Here is a 15,795-nt window from a genome sequence, read left to right on the forward strand (position 1 = left end):
CTCAACACCACTGTAGAGCCATTCACCGTAACACCCGTTACAGCCACCACCTGACCATCTGCGGTCACAACGAAACTGTTCAATGGTGGTAAGTTAGTACTATCCAGTGCTTCACTATAGGTAAGGGTTAATTGTGTTCCTGAACTATCCACATGCGCAGATTGAAATTGTGGATTTGTGACATCACCTGCTGTAATTTCAACTGTTTTTGGATTACCTGCACCATCTGTCACAGTGACCGTAATAGTTTCACCGTCTGTAAGTGGTCGTGTTAATTGAACATTATCAACCGTGTTATTACCAGTGATTGTACCTGTACCAATTACATTACCATGACCATCCGTGATTTTAACTTGACCCGTTTCATTTGAAGTAACTTCAACATGAGTTGCGTCTTGAATGGTTGTAGTGATCACCGGTGCAGTTACATCACCGGCTGTAACTTCTATCGCTTTTGAATTACTAGCACCATCTGTCACAGTGACTGTAACTTTTTCGCCATCTGTAAGTGGTCGTGCTAACTGAATATTATCAACTGTGTTATTACCAGTGATTGTACCCGTACCAATTACATTACCATGACCATCCGTGATTTTAACTTGACCTGCTTCATTTGAAGTAACTTGAATATGGGTCGCATCTTGAATAGTTGTTGTAATAACAGGCGGGGTTACATCACCTACTGTAATGACTTTTTCTGTTTGATTCCCTGTTGCATCAATAACATCAACAATAATTTTAATGCCATCATTTAAAGGGGTAGTTAAATCAACTATTAATTTTCCATCAGGACCAATTACCCCCTCAGCAATTATTTGTCCGGCAGCATTTTTAATTATAACTTTACTACCAGGTTCATTTGAAGTGACCTGAATAGTGTCATTATCTACTATTTTTATTTCGACTTCAGGTTTTGTAACATCGCCAACGTTTATTGTTTCAGTTGTTTTATTTCCCGCATTATCTGTTGCTGTAATTGTAATTTTTTCATTATCAACCAAAGGTCTTGTTAAATTAATTTCAAGCGCACCAGCTTGATTTAGTTGTCCTGACCCAATTGTTTTACCACTCGCATCGACTATTGTAATTTTACTTGCTTCATCTGCAGTGATTTTAATTTTCTGATTATCTAAAATATCATAGTTTAGTTTTGGTCCTGCTTTATCCCCACCTCCTGAATGACTTGAACCACCGCCACCGCCTGCAGCAGCTGCAATACCAATCAACCCTGCAGCCCCAGCAACCCATGCCCATGCAGGTACAGCACTATGATGACCAACTAAAAATTCTTGAAAATCTGTAATCCCTAAATAATCAATTTTAGTTACAGCACCACTCGCATCAAACTCAACAAAGTTAAGTAAATAATGCTTTCCATCTGAAGTTTCTATTGTAAAATCTTTCGGTTTTTCACCAACAAAGTAATCTTCGATAACTACTTTTTCTCCATTTTGTAAATAAACCTCCAAATTATTATTAACTTTTACAATCTTGGCTATTTCTGCGCTATCAAGATTTACTTTATACACTGAGTAGTGTTTATTAACTAAATCCTGAGTAAGAATTTTACCCGTTCCTTTTTCATAAATAGTGATGTTTTTCATAATATTTTTCCGTCTTATAATTTACTGTTATACAAAAAAGATAAATAAGTGAGATAAATTTCATAAGTGTATATTTTTAATATTAAAATCACATATACATATAAAAAACTGTACTTGTCTACAATAGCTAAATGATTGAACTTTTTTAAAACCATTACATTGTGATGCAATTATCATTTAATTAAAATCTTACTTGTTTATTTTGCTAATTTATTGATATTAAATTTAATTATCACTTTATATTCATTATTAGCATTCTCAACGATCACTTTTATAAATTTATTTAAATTTTATTAATAGTTTTTCCTATTTAAAAAAAAATAGCCTATTACCTCCATACCACTCATAGCATTTAAAAATAAGAAATTCCCATTTAAATTTTATGGGTATTATAGAAACTTAAGAATTTAGTTTAGATTAAATTTTAAACAAAACATGTAACACATTTCTTCATCTGTGATGATCATCACATTAAAACTATGTTATTAAATTTAAATGAAATAATAATTAATAAAATATTGAATCAAACTTGGAATTTTTAAAATTTGGGTCTCAAAAAATAAAAAAAAGATGAAGGTGATCCTTCATCTTTAAAAAAAATCTGAGTGGTTAGACGGTAAAATCATCACCCAAATACACTTGGCGCACGGTTTCATCTGCCAACACTTCTTCTGGCGTACCTTCCGCGATCACAGCACCTTCACTCACAATATAAGCATGCTCACAAATCGCTAAAGTTTCACGAACATTATGGTCGGTAATCAAAACCCCGATCCCACGATCTTTTAACTGGCGAATAATATCTTTAATATCACCTACCGAGATTGGATCGACACCTGCAAAAGGCTCATCCAAAAGCATAAATTTTGGATCAGCTGCTAGTGCGCGTGCGATCTCTGCACGACGGCGCTCACCACCTGACACACTCATTCCAAGAGAATCTTTAATATGGGTGATTTTAAAATCTTCCAATAATTCTTTGAGGCGTTGTTGGCGCTGCTGTTTATTTAAATCTTTACGTGTTTCAAGGATAGCCATGATATTTTCAGCAATGGTTAGCTTCCTGAAAATTGAAGCTTCCTGTGGAAGATAACCAATTCCTTTACGTGCACGCTGATGCATAGCTAAATCAGAAATATCTTCATTATCAAGATGAATTTCACCTTTATCCATTCGCACCAAACCAACGACCATATAGAAGCTGGTGGTTTTACCCGCACCATTCGGCCCAAGCAAACCCACAATCTGTCCACTTTGCATACTAAATGAAACGTCTTTGACCACCCAGCGTTTACTATAAACTTTTGCTAAATGTTTGATACAAAGTACTTGAGGCTGATTCGATGCTGTCATTAATCACGCGCTCCAGGGAAAGACTTGGTGCTATTTGGCGGAATAATAATTTGTACACGTCCTTTCGCTGAACCTGTGCTATTTGAACTACCCGAAGCCTCAATATCACCTTTGTTCATACTATATTTTAATGAACTACTGCGAATACTTGCTCCATCTTGATATAAATAAGCATTACCAATCAGATTAATAATACCTGTTTCAGCATTATAAATAATTTTTTGCGCTTCTCCACGAGCAACACCCTTAGCCGTATCAACTTGTTGTTGAAACTTTGCTGGGCCCCCAGTGGCAGTAATGGTACTAATTTGCTTATTTTTATTCAATTGAGCCACAATTGAAGCAGCTTGAAGCTTCATAGTACCTTGCTCAATGATGACATTACCGGTATATGTCGTTACACCCGCAGCTTCATTATAGGTTGCTTTATCTGCAACCAATGAAATTGGCTGATTACGATCTGACGGTAATGCAAATGCTACTGCAGACAAGCCCATTAAACCGGCAGTGCAGATCGCTTTTATTAGGAAAGATTGTTTCATTGAAAAAGGCTTAGTTAGGTACATACTTTCCTCGAATATGTGCAAATTCATATTGACCTTGGTTTAAATCAGCTTTTAAACCCTGACTAATAAATTCTGCATCAGGTGCATTAACAGTCACTTGGTGAGTCGTTTCAAACTGACGTATTTTAGGGTAACCCGTTAACTCGTCTGTTTGAAATTCCATGGTCCCTCGTTCACCAATCTTGGTCGCTTTAACTTGTCCAGATAAAACGACTTTTTCATTGTCATTAAATCCTCGTGCTTCTTTTGCAAAAAAAGTTGAATCTACTTTATTTTGATGAAACATCGAAGCATTGAGATTACTCAATGTTGAAGTTTTTCTTTGTAAATCCTGCTCTAAACGATCCACTTGAGCACGAACATAAAGATTACCCTTTTCATCTGTTTGAACCAACTGGATACCCTCAGCAGTATACGTCATGCTTTTTGCTGAATTCGCATCCAACTTTTTGCCTTTTCCACTGTAATAGTAATAGCCACCACTGATTGCCGCGATGACAACTGCAGTCACATATAAAACCTTAGTATCCATAAATTACATTCAACATTTGATCAATCTGAATTTACGCTATTAATGCGGTATAGCTGTATATTTTTCAAGTAATTCTTGGTAAGTGCCTTTTGCCATCAGCAACATATCACAGACTTCACGCACAGCTCCACGCCCACCCATCGCCTGAGTGACTAAATCTGCTCGACGACGCACTTCAACATGCCCATTGGGTACAGTGACTTTCATTCCTGCAATTGCAAAGGCAGAAAGATCTGGCCAATCATCGCCCATATATAAACAGTCTTCAGGATCTAAATTGAATTGAGCACAAGCTTCTTTAAGTGCAGTCCCTTTGTCTTCACGACCTTGAAAGACCAAATCCACCCCCAGATCAGCCATACGTTTTTCAACAATATTGCTTTTACGTCCTGTGATAATGATGACTTTAATCCCAGATTTTTGCACCAGTTTCATGCCCAATCCGTCACGAATATCAAAGGATTTAATTTCATCCCCTGTATTGGTCAACGTCACAAAACCATCACTCAAAATACCATCTACATCTAAAACCAATGCTTCAATATGACGCGCTTGTTCCAGTAAAACATAAGAAGCCATTGATTAATTTACTCCAGCTTGAATCAGGTCATGCATACTAATTACACCAATCACTTTATTGGCATCATCGACGACAATAAATTGACTAATTTTCTTTTCATTCATTTTTTCTAAAGCTTCAACTGCACGTGCTTCTTTAGAAATGGTTGAAGGGTTTTGAACCATGACCGCGGAAACAGGCAAGTTCACATCAAAACCTTGTTGTCTATCAATTAAACGGCGTAAATCACCATCGGTAAATATGCCCAATAAGGTGTCATTTTCATCGACAACAGTGGTTAAACCTAAACGCTTATTGGATATTTCGTACAAAACTTTATTCATTGGTGTATCAGGAAATACTTTTGGTAAATCAGTGCCTGTACGCATCAAATGTTTTACATGTAACAACAAACGTTTACCCAATGCACCCGCAGGATGTGACATTGCAAAATCATCTGCAGTAAAACCACGTGCATCTAATAATGCCACAGCCAGTGCATCGCCCAATACCAATGTTGCAGTAGTACTTGAGGTTGGTGCCAAACCTAATGGACATGCTTCTTTGATATTTCCAAGTGTCAACGCAACATCTGCATTTTGTGGCATAGGTCCTTTGTCATCACCGCTGATGGTGATCAAAGGCACTTCCAAATACTTAATCAGTGGCATCAACATCATAATCTCATCACTCTTTCCAGAGTTTGAAATTGCAATCAACACGTCACCTTTGACCAACATACCCAAATCGCCATGCCCTGCTTCACCAGGATGCAGAAAGAATGATGGTGTCCCTGTTGATGCGAAAGTTGCTGCCATTTTCCGCCCAATATGCCCAGATTTCCCCATACCCGTAATCACTAAACGACCTTGGCATTGTAAAATAATTTCACATGCGCGCGTAAAGCGTTCATCAATTTGAGTCGCTAAAATCTCTATGGCATGTTCTTCAATGCGTAAAGTTTCAAGTGCAACTTTTTGAAAATCAACTTGATTTGATTTATTTTCAGGATTCAAAATGGGCTAACCTTAACTCTAATAAAGAGTTTTGAATATCGAATGGAATATTTTTGCTATTTTAGCATAGCAATACAATAGGCTGCTTTCCTAAATGTATAAATTTCATTTTCTTAGAAAAATAACGTATAAAACTTTATGAAATATGGAGCTTAGGTTAAGATTAATCATCATTTTATTGAAGCCTTTAGAAAACCTATGCAACCATTTGTTCTTTACAACTCTGAGCAACGAAAAAAAGTTGAATTTGTTCCCCGTAAAGAAGGACATATCGACATGTATGTGTGCGGTATGACAGTTTATGATTACTGTCATATAGGCCATGCTCGGGTGATGGTTGCTTTTGACTACATTATTCGTTTTTTACGTAGCCAAGGTTGGAATGTTAAATACGTTCGTAACATCACAGATATCGATGACAAAATTATTGCGCGTGCCAATGAAAATAGCGAAAGCATTACAGCTTTGACCGATCGTTTTATCAAGGCGATGAATGACGATGCCGAAAACCTAGGATGCTTAGCACCTGATGAGGCACCACGCGCAACAGATTACATCGATCAAATGCAGAATATGATTGGTAACCTTGTCAATAAAGGCACGGCTTACCCTTCTGCAAATGGCGATGTCTATTTTGAAGTTGAAAAATTTAAGAACTATGGCCGACTTTCAGGACGTAAACTTGACGATATGCAAGCTGGCGCTTCTGAACGTGTTGATGTTGAAGTTGAGAAGAAACATCCATTTGACTTTGTGCTATGGAAACATGCTAAAGAAAATGAGCCATCATGGGCTTCACCTTGGGGTAATGGCCGTCCAGGTTGGCATATTGAATGCTCAGCAATGTCAACTTGCTGCTTAGGCAATCATTTCGATATTCATGGTGGCGGTTCAGATCTTTTATTCCCACATCATGAAAATGAAATTGCGCAATCAGAAGCAGCAACAGATGAACAATATGTAAACTACTGGATGCATGTTGGCTTTATCAATGTTGATGGTGAAAAAATGTCTAAATCTTTAGGCAACTTCTTTACCATTCGTGATGTGATGGAGAAATTTCATCCTGAAGTGATTCGTTATTTTATTGTGTCATCACACTATCGTAGCCCTGTAAACTTCTCGGACTTTGCACTAAAAGAAGCAAAAACTACACTTTCTCGTTTTTATCATGCATTTAAAGCGTATCAACAAGTCTATGGCGATAAAACCACAGACCTGTTAGATGAAACGCTTGTCGAGCGCTTTAATTCAGCAATGCGTGATGACTTCAATACATCTGAAGCAATTGCAGTTTTATTCGAAATTATTAAAGAATTAAATCGTGCGGTTAAAGAAGAGAATGCAGCGCAATCTACGCTTTATTATTCTACTTTACGCCACTTGACCAATATCCTTGGCTTGGTTCAATACAATGTAGATGACTTTTTAAAATCAGACATTGGTCAAGAAGCACTTGGCTTATCCGAGGCTGATATTGAAGATTTCATTCAACAACGTGTTGATGCCAAGAAAAATAAAGACTTTGCCCGTGCAGATGAAATCCGTCAGTCTTTGCTTGCTCAAGGTGTAGTACTGGAAGATACACGTCAAGGTACGATTTGGCGCCGCGCGGATTAATTTTCTAAGAGCTTTATTAAAAAGGAAAACCTGATCAAATGATCAGGTTTTTTTGTAAAGTCGTTGCTGTCTAAATATGTTTTTAAACGGTACATCTCTTACAGTTTCTTTATATTCATCGTATGACCATACTTAAGTTTAGTTTTATAAATTGTTCGTTGAAATTTTATCTCTCCTAATTTACTTATATAAAAGCTAAACTATTAAATACATTAAAAAAATAAATATTTTTTTGAATATGATGGACTATAGTTTTATTGAATCAGCAAAATAGCTGATATACTCTGAGTCCAGTTCTTCATCAGCGGTTTTGGATCAATAGAATGAGTTCAGTGCGCCAACAGAATTTTCTTCTTCGCAAAGAGAAAATTTTAGCAATGGCAGAAACCTTATTGCTTGATAATAATCAGGATATTACGTTAAGTGAGCTTGCTGCTGAACTTGATATCGCAAAAGGAACGATCTATAAACATTTTAAAAGTAAAAACCAACTGTATCTTGAACTGATAATTTTGAATGAAAAACGACTGTTAGATATTTCTAAAGCCTATCATCACGATATTAAAATCTATGTATCCGAATACATGTTATATAACATGTTAAATTCGAATCGAACAATTTTACTGCATGTGATTGAAGAGCGTTTAACCAATAATGAACGTAAACTCAAAGACTTATTCGAAGAACTTTATAGCATACGTGAGCGACGTATTTTAGAAATTAAAGATCTTTTTGGAGCACATCTCAAAGCCTTAAACAGTAGCATGTCAATCCGTGATTACTTGTCTTATATCTGGACAGTGACTTATGGCGCATCATTATTGTTAAATTCTACGCACTATCAAAAGTCTATTGGCTCTCGTGAACGCTTAATCAAACTCTATGTCAATCAAGCATTGATGACACCTGATAAGCTAACCGATTCAGAGCATCAAGCGAATTAATGTTAAAAGAATAACTGTTCTTAAGCTATTCAGTTTTAAAAGTCCTCTAAACTTCAGGCTGATCAGCATGACCCAATAACTGACTGGGTAAAGGCATGGAGTTCACCTGACTAAAAATCTCATAACACATATGTCTTAACCACTGATGGCTAGTTTTATGGTGACATGACATATGCCAATACTGCTTAATCGAATAAGTCGGAAACGAAATTGGTGCTGGAAAAATTTGTAAGTTTCCTCGTGACAACAATACTTCGCTCAAATAATAAGGAACTGTTGCAATCGAATCTGTATCTTGCACCACTAAGCCAACACCCAGATAACTCGGAATACGCATCAATACATTACGTTTTAAATCCAGATTTAACAGCTCATTGGCGATGTGATAATGCCCCACACCCGCATCAATATCGATGTGTGATTCACTCAAATACTGCTCAACGGTCATGCTTTGTTGAGTTAATCGTGGATGATCTTTAGATGCAATCACCACATAAAATTGTTCGAATAATTTTTGTTGATAGAAACCATTTTCTAATTGCGGTAAAAAACCAATCGCCAAATCAATTTCACCATTTGCCATCTGATAACTGGTTTCAGAGGTGATGGCACGAACATTTAATTTGACATGTGGTGCATGTGCTTTGAGATATTGAGAGATTTTAGGCAATAAAACTAAGTGAGAAACATCCGTCATCGCAACTGTAAATTGTTGCTGTGATGCTGTTTCATCAAAATCCACACTAAAATTATTAATAATTTCAACTTTACTCAGTGCTTCACTGATCAAAGGATAAAGTTGTTTAGATAATTCTGTAGGCACCATTTCATTACCAATCCGTAAAAACAACGGATCGTTATAATGAACACGAATTTTGTTCAGAATATTGCTTACTGTAGGTTGGCTCATCGCTAAATGATCTGCGGCAACAGAAACACTTTTAAACTTGTAGATATAGTAAAAAATACTGAGCAACTTACAATCTAACTCATACACGAAATTACATCTCACTCATTTTTAGATTCAATATTATATATTCTGCTTTTTTATAAAAATTTCCAATGTTTTAATGTACCGATTTTAAACAATCAAACCAGGATTTTAAAATCGGTACGAATTATTGGCGCGATCCGTTCAGCAATTATTCTTTAACAAACAAATCAACCATCAACTCATCCTCTGAATCAGCATAGCGATATTCAGTAAAATCTGTAATACCCGACTCTCGTAGGATTTCTTCATCAATCAACAAACGTCCTGTTAAAGCACGTTTCTCACTGTTTAAAATACGATAAGCTGCGTCTGCCATAATGTTCGGTTTACGAGCTCTGCTAAATAATTGCTTACCGCCTAAAGAAAACTCAATTGCAGCTGTGGCAATAATCGTTCTCGGCCATAGTGAGTTTACACTTACGCCATAACTGGCAAACTCTTGATTCATCCCTAAAGTCAGCATACTCATGCCATATTTAGTAATGGTATAAGGTGCATAGCTGGCAAACCATTTTTCATCCAAGTTTAACGGCGGTGAAAGATTTAAAATATGTGGATTGTCACTGTTTTTTAAGTACGGTAAGGCAGCTTGACTACATACCATCACAGCACGTGTATTAATCTGATACATTAAATCGAAACGGTTTGGATCAAGCGTCTCTACCCCAGACAGTTTAATCGCACCAGCATTGTTAATTAAAATATCAATTCCACCGAAATGCGCTGCTGCTTGTTTCATGGCAAGCGCAACCGCATCTTGATCACGCACATCCAGTTGAAGTGCTAAAGCTTGACCACCTGCCGCCTCAACTTCTTGAGCAACAGTATAAATCGAGCCTCCTAATTTAGGATGCTCTTGTGTAGATTTTGCAGCAATCACAATGTTCGCACCATCTTGTGCAGCTTTTAGTGCAATCTCTCGCCCTATTCCTCGGCTTGCACCAGTAATAAAAAGTGTTTTTCCTTTAAGCGACATGATTTCCTCGTTGTATTTGTTTTTTGCTGTACTAATCTACTTAACTTTGTTTTCTCCTCATAGTACCAAATCTGCCATTTTGTATACTCATAAGTACAATAATTATTTTTCTTTATAGTCTTTATAAAAATCAAAAGCTTGCATAAGCAAGCCTTGAACTAAAGGTGGTTAAAATTTAAATTTTATGCAGCGCCAACTTTTGGACTTGTTCCAATTTGCCAAACAAAAGGCAATGGTTCACGATTGACTTCCCAATCACCAATCACTTTTTCCTTATATACGACTGGATTATGTGAAGATACGACCCGCGCATTGCGCCAGAAGCGATCAAGTTGTTTTGTGGTGGTACTTGCAGATGCGCCAAGCGCATTAAATAACTTACTGGTTAACTCCAAGACTAAATCAGAAATAACCACCTGCCCTTGTGCCGCTTCTAATTCAGCATCATTATTTGCTTGAATATTTTTTACTTCGGATTCACTAAAATGACTGATATATGCACGCTGCAAAGCTTCTGCTGTTTGAGTGGTAATACTTTCACTTGCATAGGCTTGTGCGGAAGCTTTACCAATCACTTGTAAAATCTGTGGATCATTACGTACTAAATCTGCATTGCCATGACTAAAAATACGATCACGCTTTTGTACTTCATGAATAAATGTAGCAACTGCTGACTGTGCAATCCCTGATAAGGTTGCCAAATGAATCACTTGGTAGAACGCAGTCTGATATTTAAAACGTTGCTCAAAAGGCAAAATATGGTCTGCTTCGATTGCAACATTGCTTAACGTTAAGGTGCCACTTCCCGTAGTTTTTTGACCGAAACCATCCCAATCATCCTGTACTTCAACTCCAGAAGCATGTCGAGAAATCGCAGCAATAACATGCTGATCCATACGTTCATCATAGGCAAATAAATCAACCCAATCCGCAAAGATTGTACCTGTTGAATAGTACTTCTTCCCATTGACCAACAATTGATTATTATTTTGAGTCACACGGGTAATCACATCACCAATTTTTACATGACCAATTTCAGTCCATGCATTCCCCACCAAATCCCCTTGCACAAAACGTTTAAACCATAATTCTTGATTCTTAAACTTATGTGCATTTAATCGATCTTCAACAAAAGCGAAATGCCCCCGCAATGCTTGTACAATATTTGAATCGGCCTGAGCTAGTTCAGTGAGCAATTGAAATAACTGAGGTAAAGACACCCCATCTCCACCAAACTTGACTGGCACACGTAATGCACCAAAACCCGCATGTTTTAACCAGTCTATTTGCTCATACGGCAATATACGCTGTTGCTCTCGCTCAACGACACCTTGTGAAATCTTTTCAAAAATTGCACGATATTTTGATGCAACCTTCTCATAGTCTGCTGAGATTGATAAATCTTCAATAAAACGATTTTGAATATCTAAGTTACCCATTTTTTCTCTCCATCTGTTAGTTATTTTTATTCTTAACTCCACGCATGGCGTGGTAAGTGAATGTTATTGAGATAATAATTACCGACTAAATTAAATTTCCAACGTACAGGATCATGCAAAGTATGAGTACGTGCATTACGCCAATGGCGATCTAAATTTAATTCAGACAATGTTGAACGAGTACCTGATAATTCAAATAATTTATTAGAAGCCAGAATGGCAATTTCAGTTGTTAATACCTTGGCTTCTGCGACCAGTAATGCCGCCTGATTAACATTCTCTTCAGATGGATCGGCGATTGCTTGATCAATTGCATCACCAGCCAAGTCTAAAACAGCTTCGGCTGCACGTAATTTGATTTTTAACTCCCCTATACTTGCAATGGTATACGGATCATCGCTGGCTTTTTCTAAACCTGAGTCAATCCAAGGGCGTGAATGTAAGCGTACATATTGAATCGTTTCATCAATTGCACCACGAGCAATACCCGCATCTACTGCGGCTTGAATAAATTGAGAAATAGCACCTGCTGCTGTAGGTCTTTCAAAGGCTTTGTGAATCGGCACAATATATTTTTCATCGACTTGAACTTGTTTCAATAACACAGTTCCACTCGCTGTGGTTCTTTGTCCAAATCCAGACCAATCATTAACAATTTCCAGACCTGTACTGGTTCGTGGCGTTAAGGCAACCACAGGCAGCCCCTCTTCATTAACTGCTACGACAGGTACCCAATGTGCCAATAAAGCCCCAGTAGCAAAGAATTTTTGACCATTAATTTCATAACCTTGGGCTGTTTTATGTATTTTGGTTTCTAAGTCAGCAACGGTCTTGCTACCTTTTTCTGAAAACGCATTGCCCAGACGCCGACCTTTTAAAATTTCAGCAAAGAAAAATTGTTGCTGCTCAGGACTGGCATCTAAACGGAGATGCTCAATAAAAGCCCAATGATTTTGAGCAATTTGTCCAAGTGAAGGGTCTACACTAGAAATGGTCTTCACCACTTCCGCTAAAGTACGATATTTCACTTCAGCCCCACCAAAGGCCTGAGGAATATTAATCCCCCATAAACCACTTTGTGAATAGAGCTGTATCTCCTCAAGCGGCAAACGACGTTCATAATCACGTTGTGATGCTTCTTTGGCAAACTCTTTGGCCAAATTTTTCGCCACTTGAATGGCTTCCGCATCCGATTGAATAACGTGTGCATCATGATTCAATTCAAAAAATTGCAAAGGAACCGCTGTCTGAGAAGAAAAGTTTTTTTGGTTTAAATCCGTCATTGTTGTTACTCTTTTAAATAAGCATAGATTTAAACTAGCACTATTTTTTTATACTATTTATACGAATAAATGCATTTATTATTCAAAACAAAATCATAAATTTATCATTAAAATTCATAACTATTAAAATCATAAAAAAGCCCACATTATGTGGGCTGGGCTCTAACTAATGAGCTCAATCAATATACAATAAATAATTATTTAAAATGCATATTTAAAATTGGATTTAGACTAACTTGCTTGTGCCAATCTATCCGTATTCTCTTTACGATATTGTGCGCCTCGATGATTCTCTGGCAAATAAGCACCTTGTTGAAATAGTTTTTCTCGTAGAGTCCTCTGACGATATTCTGTTTGATAAACACCACGACGTTGTAACTCAGGTACAATAAAATCTACAATATCAATAAAAGTTTGATGAGCAAGAATATAGGCTAAATTAAAACCATCAACATCGGTATCTTCTACCCATTGTTGTAACTCATCTGCAACCGTTTGTGCTGAACCGACCAATACAGGACCATTCCCTCCCACACTATTCCAATGGGCAATTTCTTCAATTGTCCAAATACGCTTAGGATCTGCATTGACATAAGCATCTAACATCGATTGAATCGCATTGGTTTCAATATACTCAACTTTATCATGCGGTTGATACTGTGAAAAATCCACACCAGACCAACCAGACACCAATGTCAATGCACCATCATAGCTTCCATAAGACTGATATTCTTTAAATTTCGCCTGTGCCTTTTGATCCGTTTCATCGGTTACAATTGACAATAAGGTATAAATTTTAACAGCATAAGGATCTCGTCCTTCCTGCTTTAATTTTTCACGAATACTTTGAACAATTTTCTTGGCTGCTATTTTTGACGGTGGTGCAATAAAAATACATTCGGCATTTTGGCTTGCAAATTTTTGTCCACGAGCTGAAGCACCTGCTTGGTACAGTACAGGCGTGCGTTGTGGCGAAGGTTCACAAATATGAATACCAGGAACTTTAAAGTATTTCCCCTCATGTGAAATAGGATGAACTTTTGTATGATCTACAAAGATCCCAGCCTGCTTATCTCTTAAAACAGCATCGCTTTCCCAAGACCCTTCCCACAACTTATATAGCACTTCTAAATACTCATCGGCAATGTCATAGCGATCATCATGATTTAATTGCGTATTTAGTCCTAAGTTTTTAGAACCACTTTCCAAATAGGAGGTGACAATATTCCATCCCACCCGACCTTTGGTAAGATGATCTAATGTACTGATTCTTCGTGCAAAAGGATAAGGATGTTCAAAAGATATTGATGTAGTTACACCGAAACCTAAATGCCGTGTTACCGCAGCCATCGCTGGAACAATTTGCAAAGGATCATTGACCGGGACTTGTACTGCACCTGTTAATGCATGTTCTGCACTGTGGTGGTAAACATCATATATCCCGAGTACATCCGCAATAAAAATGCCATCAAACACGCCCTTTTCCAAGATTTTAGCAAGGTCAGTCCAATACTCAATATCTTTATATTCTGTCGAACGATCTGAAGGATGACGCCATAAACCAGGAGATTGATGGGCAATACAATTCATTTCAAAGGCGTTAAAGCGGATCTGCTTCGTCATTTCTCTTCAACTCATTTTGGTTATTATTTTTATCCTATGCTATTTATCTTTATTCTTTTATCTCAATATCTTCAATTATTATCATGATTGGTTTTATCTAAAATGGTGAAGTTAATATACTATTTTATAAAAAGTGCTTTATTTAAAATGACTCATATTGGCCTTCATCATTCTGTAAGTATCATGATTAACTTTGTATAAAAATTAAAAACACATCTTATTTAAAAAGCATGAATCCAAACTTAGTTTGAGGTTAATCACTCTGCATAAAACCTAAAGGAAAAAGAAAAAATCGATGCTAATTTTCAATCTTTTTAGCCAGCAATTGACGTGCTTTAAAATCTTTATAAAAGTATAAAATTAGTCCAAAGATCAAAACCGCCGCACCAATAAACACACTCATTGTCGGTTTTTCATTATTGAGCATCGCGCCTAAAAACATGGCAATCATTGGGGTCATCACAGTCGTCAATGACAAGGTTGTGGCTTTAATATTTTGCACCAATTTAAAATAACAAAACATCGCCAGTAATGAAGCCATCAATACGGTATAAATCAACGCCAATAATGATTTGGTTTCGGGAATATGCGTAGGTGCATACTGCCAAATAAAAGGAATAATACACATTGCAGCCAGCGTAGAAACCAAGATTGAACCTGTTGCTTGCGCCATCGGAACAACATCTGCATTTACTTTTTTTACCCAAAAGATCGAAAAAGCATAGGTAAATACACTCATCAACATCAACAAGATTCCAACAGGATGCACATGTTGACTTGCCCCGCTACTGGTACAAATAATGGCGAGGCCAACAACAGCAACCAGCATCCCAAGCCATTGAATCCCCAATAATCTTTGACCAAAAACAAAACGACCAATGAGCCCTGCCATAATTGGAGCTAACCCAAACATCAAAGCAATAATACCTGAACTTAAATAACTGGTTGCAGCATAGGTAAAAATTTGCGAACCAATTAGACTAAATGAGCCTGCTAAATAACTACGTAAAGCAATTTTATTGCGCGGTAATTTAACCTTTAAAATCAGCAATAGAATTAAAGCAATCGGCAAAGCGATAAAAAACCGCAAAACCAAAGCCCACATCATATGTAAATCTGCCACACTCCATACAATTGCCAAAGGCGTACTTGCCCAAATGAAGACCAATAAAATATAGGTCGTCATCAGGTTGGATTTGGAGGGCATATAGATTCCTAAATGACTGCTGGATGTGAATTAAAATGTGCTGGGGTTAAAAAAGAATTTCTACATTAATCTTTGCAAA

14 protein-coding genes are annotated in these 15,795 nt (G+C 37.0%); 2 read left to right on the forward strand and 12 right to left on the reverse strand.

Annotated elements, in window-relative coordinates; translation table 11 throughout:
• The 6 genes from F981_RS18470 to F981_RS18495 all read right to left on the reverse strand — a co-directional run.
• Window positions 1-1,604: Ig-like domain-containing protein (locus F981_RS18470; RefSeq protein WP_004724334.1), on the reverse strand; the 1,604-nt coding region annotated here is incomplete at its 3' end.
• Window positions 1,605-2,213: 609 nt separating this feature from the next.
• Window positions 2,214-2,957 (reverse strand): LPS export ABC transporter ATP-binding protein, encoded by a 744-nt coding sequence (gene lptB / locus F981_RS18475; RefSeq protein ID WP_004724336.1) that lies wholly within the window; start codon window positions 2,955-2,957, stop codon window positions 2,214-2,216.
• Window positions 2,957-3,499: a lipopolysaccharide transport periplasmic protein LptA gene (lptA, locus tag F981_RS18480; protein WP_085944134.1), complete on the reverse strand. Its 543-nt coding sequence runs from the start codon at window positions 3,497-3,499 to the stop codon at window positions 2,957-2,959. Before lptA ends, lptB begins: the two co-directional genes overlap by 1 nt.
• A 10-nt stretch (window positions 3,500-3,509) precedes the next feature.
• Window positions 3,510-4,055 (reverse strand): LPS export ABC transporter periplasmic protein LptC, encoded by a 546-nt coding sequence (gene lptC / locus F981_RS18485; protein ID WP_004724340.1) that lies wholly within the window; start codon window positions 4,053-4,055, stop codon window positions 3,510-3,512.
• Window positions 4,056-4,094: 39 nt separating this feature from the next.
• The gene (locus F981_RS18490) at window positions 4,095-4,634 is read right to left on the reverse strand and encodes a KdsC family phosphatase (protein ID WP_004724342.1); all 540 of its coding nucleotides are present in this window, start codon (window positions 4,632-4,634) and stop codon (window positions 4,095-4,097) included.
• A 3-nt stretch (window positions 4,635-4,637) separates the two neighbouring features.
• Window positions 4,638-5,630 carry a KpsF/GutQ family sugar-phosphate isomerase gene (locus tag F981_RS18495; RefSeq protein ID WP_004724343.1) on the reverse strand — a complete coding sequence of 331 codons (993 nt, stop codon included), beginning with the start codon at window positions 5,628-5,630 and terminating at the stop codon, window positions 4,638-4,640.
• Window positions 5,631-5,828: 198 nt separating this feature from the next.
• Here F981_RS18495 and cysS point away from each other — a divergent pair, with 198 nt between their 5' ends.
• Both cysS and F981_RS18505 read left to right on the forward strand, forming a co-directional pair.
• Window positions 5,829-7,250: a cysteine--tRNA ligase gene (gene cysS / locus F981_RS18500; RefSeq protein WP_004724345.1), complete on the forward strand. Its 1,422-nt coding sequence runs from the start codon at window positions 5,829-5,831 to the stop codon at window positions 7,248-7,250.
• A gap of 323 nt (window positions 7,251-7,573) precedes the next feature.
• The gene (locus tag F981_RS18505) at window positions 7,574-8,194 is read left to right on the forward strand and encodes a TetR/AcrR family transcriptional regulator (RefSeq protein WP_004724347.1); all 621 of its coding nucleotides are present in this window, start codon (window positions 7,574-7,576) and stop codon (window positions 8,192-8,194) included.
• A gap of 46 nt (window positions 8,195-8,240) precedes the next feature.
• Here F981_RS18505 and F981_RS18510 read toward each other — a convergent pair whose 3' ends face one another.
• The 6 genes from F981_RS18510 to F981_RS18535 form a co-directional block, all read right to left on the reverse strand.
• The gene (locus F981_RS18510) at window positions 8,241-9,191 is read right to left on the reverse strand and encodes a LysR family transcriptional regulator (RefSeq protein ID WP_004724349.1); all 951 of its coding nucleotides are present in this window, start codon (window positions 9,189-9,191) and stop codon (window positions 8,241-8,243) included.
• Between the two features lie 145 nt (window positions 9,192-9,336).
• Window positions 9,337-10,164 carry an SDR family oxidoreductase gene (locus F981_RS18515; RefSeq protein WP_004724351.1) on the reverse strand — a complete coding sequence of 276 codons (828 nt, stop codon included), beginning with the start codon at window positions 10,162-10,164 and terminating at the stop codon, window positions 9,337-9,339.
• 182 nt (window positions 10,165-10,346) lie between these two features.
• Window positions 10,347-11,603 (reverse strand): acyl-CoA dehydrogenase family protein, encoded by a 1,257-nt coding sequence (locus F981_RS18520; protein WP_004724352.1) that lies wholly within the window; start codon window positions 11,601-11,603, stop codon window positions 10,347-10,349.
• A 32-nt stretch (window positions 11,604-11,635) separates the two neighbouring features.
• A complete protein-coding gene (locus tag F981_RS18525; RefSeq protein ID WP_004724354.1) occupies window positions 11,636-12,886 on the reverse strand; it encodes an SfnB family sulfur acquisition oxidoreductase in 1,251 nt (416 codons plus the stop codon).
• Window positions 12,887-13,117: 231 nt separating this feature from the next.
• On the reverse strand, window positions 13,118-14,509 hold the full coding sequence (locus F981_RS18530) for an LLM class flavin-dependent oxidoreductase (protein WP_004724355.1): 1,392 nt from the start codon (window positions 14,507-14,509) through the stop codon (window positions 13,118-13,120).
• 298 nt (window positions 14,510-14,807) lie between these two features.
• The gene (locus tag F981_RS18535) at window positions 14,808-15,716 is read right to left on the reverse strand and encodes a DMT family transporter (protein WP_004724358.1); all 909 of its coding nucleotides are present in this window, start codon (window positions 15,714-15,716) and stop codon (window positions 14,808-14,810) included.
• Window positions 15,717-15,795 lie beyond the last annotated feature (79 nt).

The sequence above is a fragment of the Acinetobacter guillouiae CIP 63.46 genome, from assembly GCF_000368145.1.
Classification (GTDB): Bacteria; Pseudomonadota; Gammaproteobacteria; order Pseudomonadales; family Moraxellaceae; genus Acinetobacter; species Acinetobacter guillouiae.

Coding starts and splice junctions, on each gene's coding strand:
- F981_RS18520 (WP_004724352.1), bottom strand. CDS start 11,603: ATGGGTAACTTAGATATTCAAAATCGTTTTATTGAAGATTTATCAATC.
- lptC (WP_004724340.1), bottom strand. CDS start 4,055: ATGGATACTAAGGTTTTATATGTGACTGCAGTTGTCATCGCGGCAATC.
- cysS (WP_004724345.1), top strand. CDS start 5,829: ATGCAACCATTTGTTCTTTACAACTCTGAGCAACGAAAAAAAGTTGAA.
- F981_RS18525 (WP_004724354.1), bottom strand. CDS start 12,886: ATGACGGATTTAAACCAAAAAAACTTTTCTTCTCAGACAGCGGTTCCT.
- F981_RS18515 (WP_004724351.1), bottom strand. CDS start 10,164: ATGTCGCTTAAAGGAAAAACACTTTTTATTACTGGTGCAAGCCGAGGA.
- lptA (WP_085944134.1), bottom strand. CDS start 3,499: ATGAAACAATCTTTCCTAATAAAAGCGATCTGCACTGCCGGTTTAATG.
- F981_RS18535 (WP_004724358.1), bottom strand. CDS start 15,716: ATGCCCTCCAAATCCAACCTGATGACGACCTATATTTTATTGGTCTTC.
- lptB (WP_004724336.1), bottom strand. CDS start 2,957: ATGACAGCATCGAATCAGCCTCAAGTACTTTGTATCAAACATTTAGCA.
- F981_RS18530 (WP_004724355.1), bottom strand. CDS start 14,509: ATGACGAAGCAGATCCGCTTTAACGCCTTTGAAATGAATTGTATTGCC.
- F981_RS18490 (WP_004724342.1), bottom strand. CDS start 4,634: ATGGCTTCTTATGTTTTACTGGAACAAGCGCGTCATATTGAAGCATTG.
- F981_RS18505 (WP_004724347.1), top strand. CDS start 7,574: ATGAGTTCAGTGCGCCAACAGAATTTTCTTCTTCGCAAAGAGAAAATT.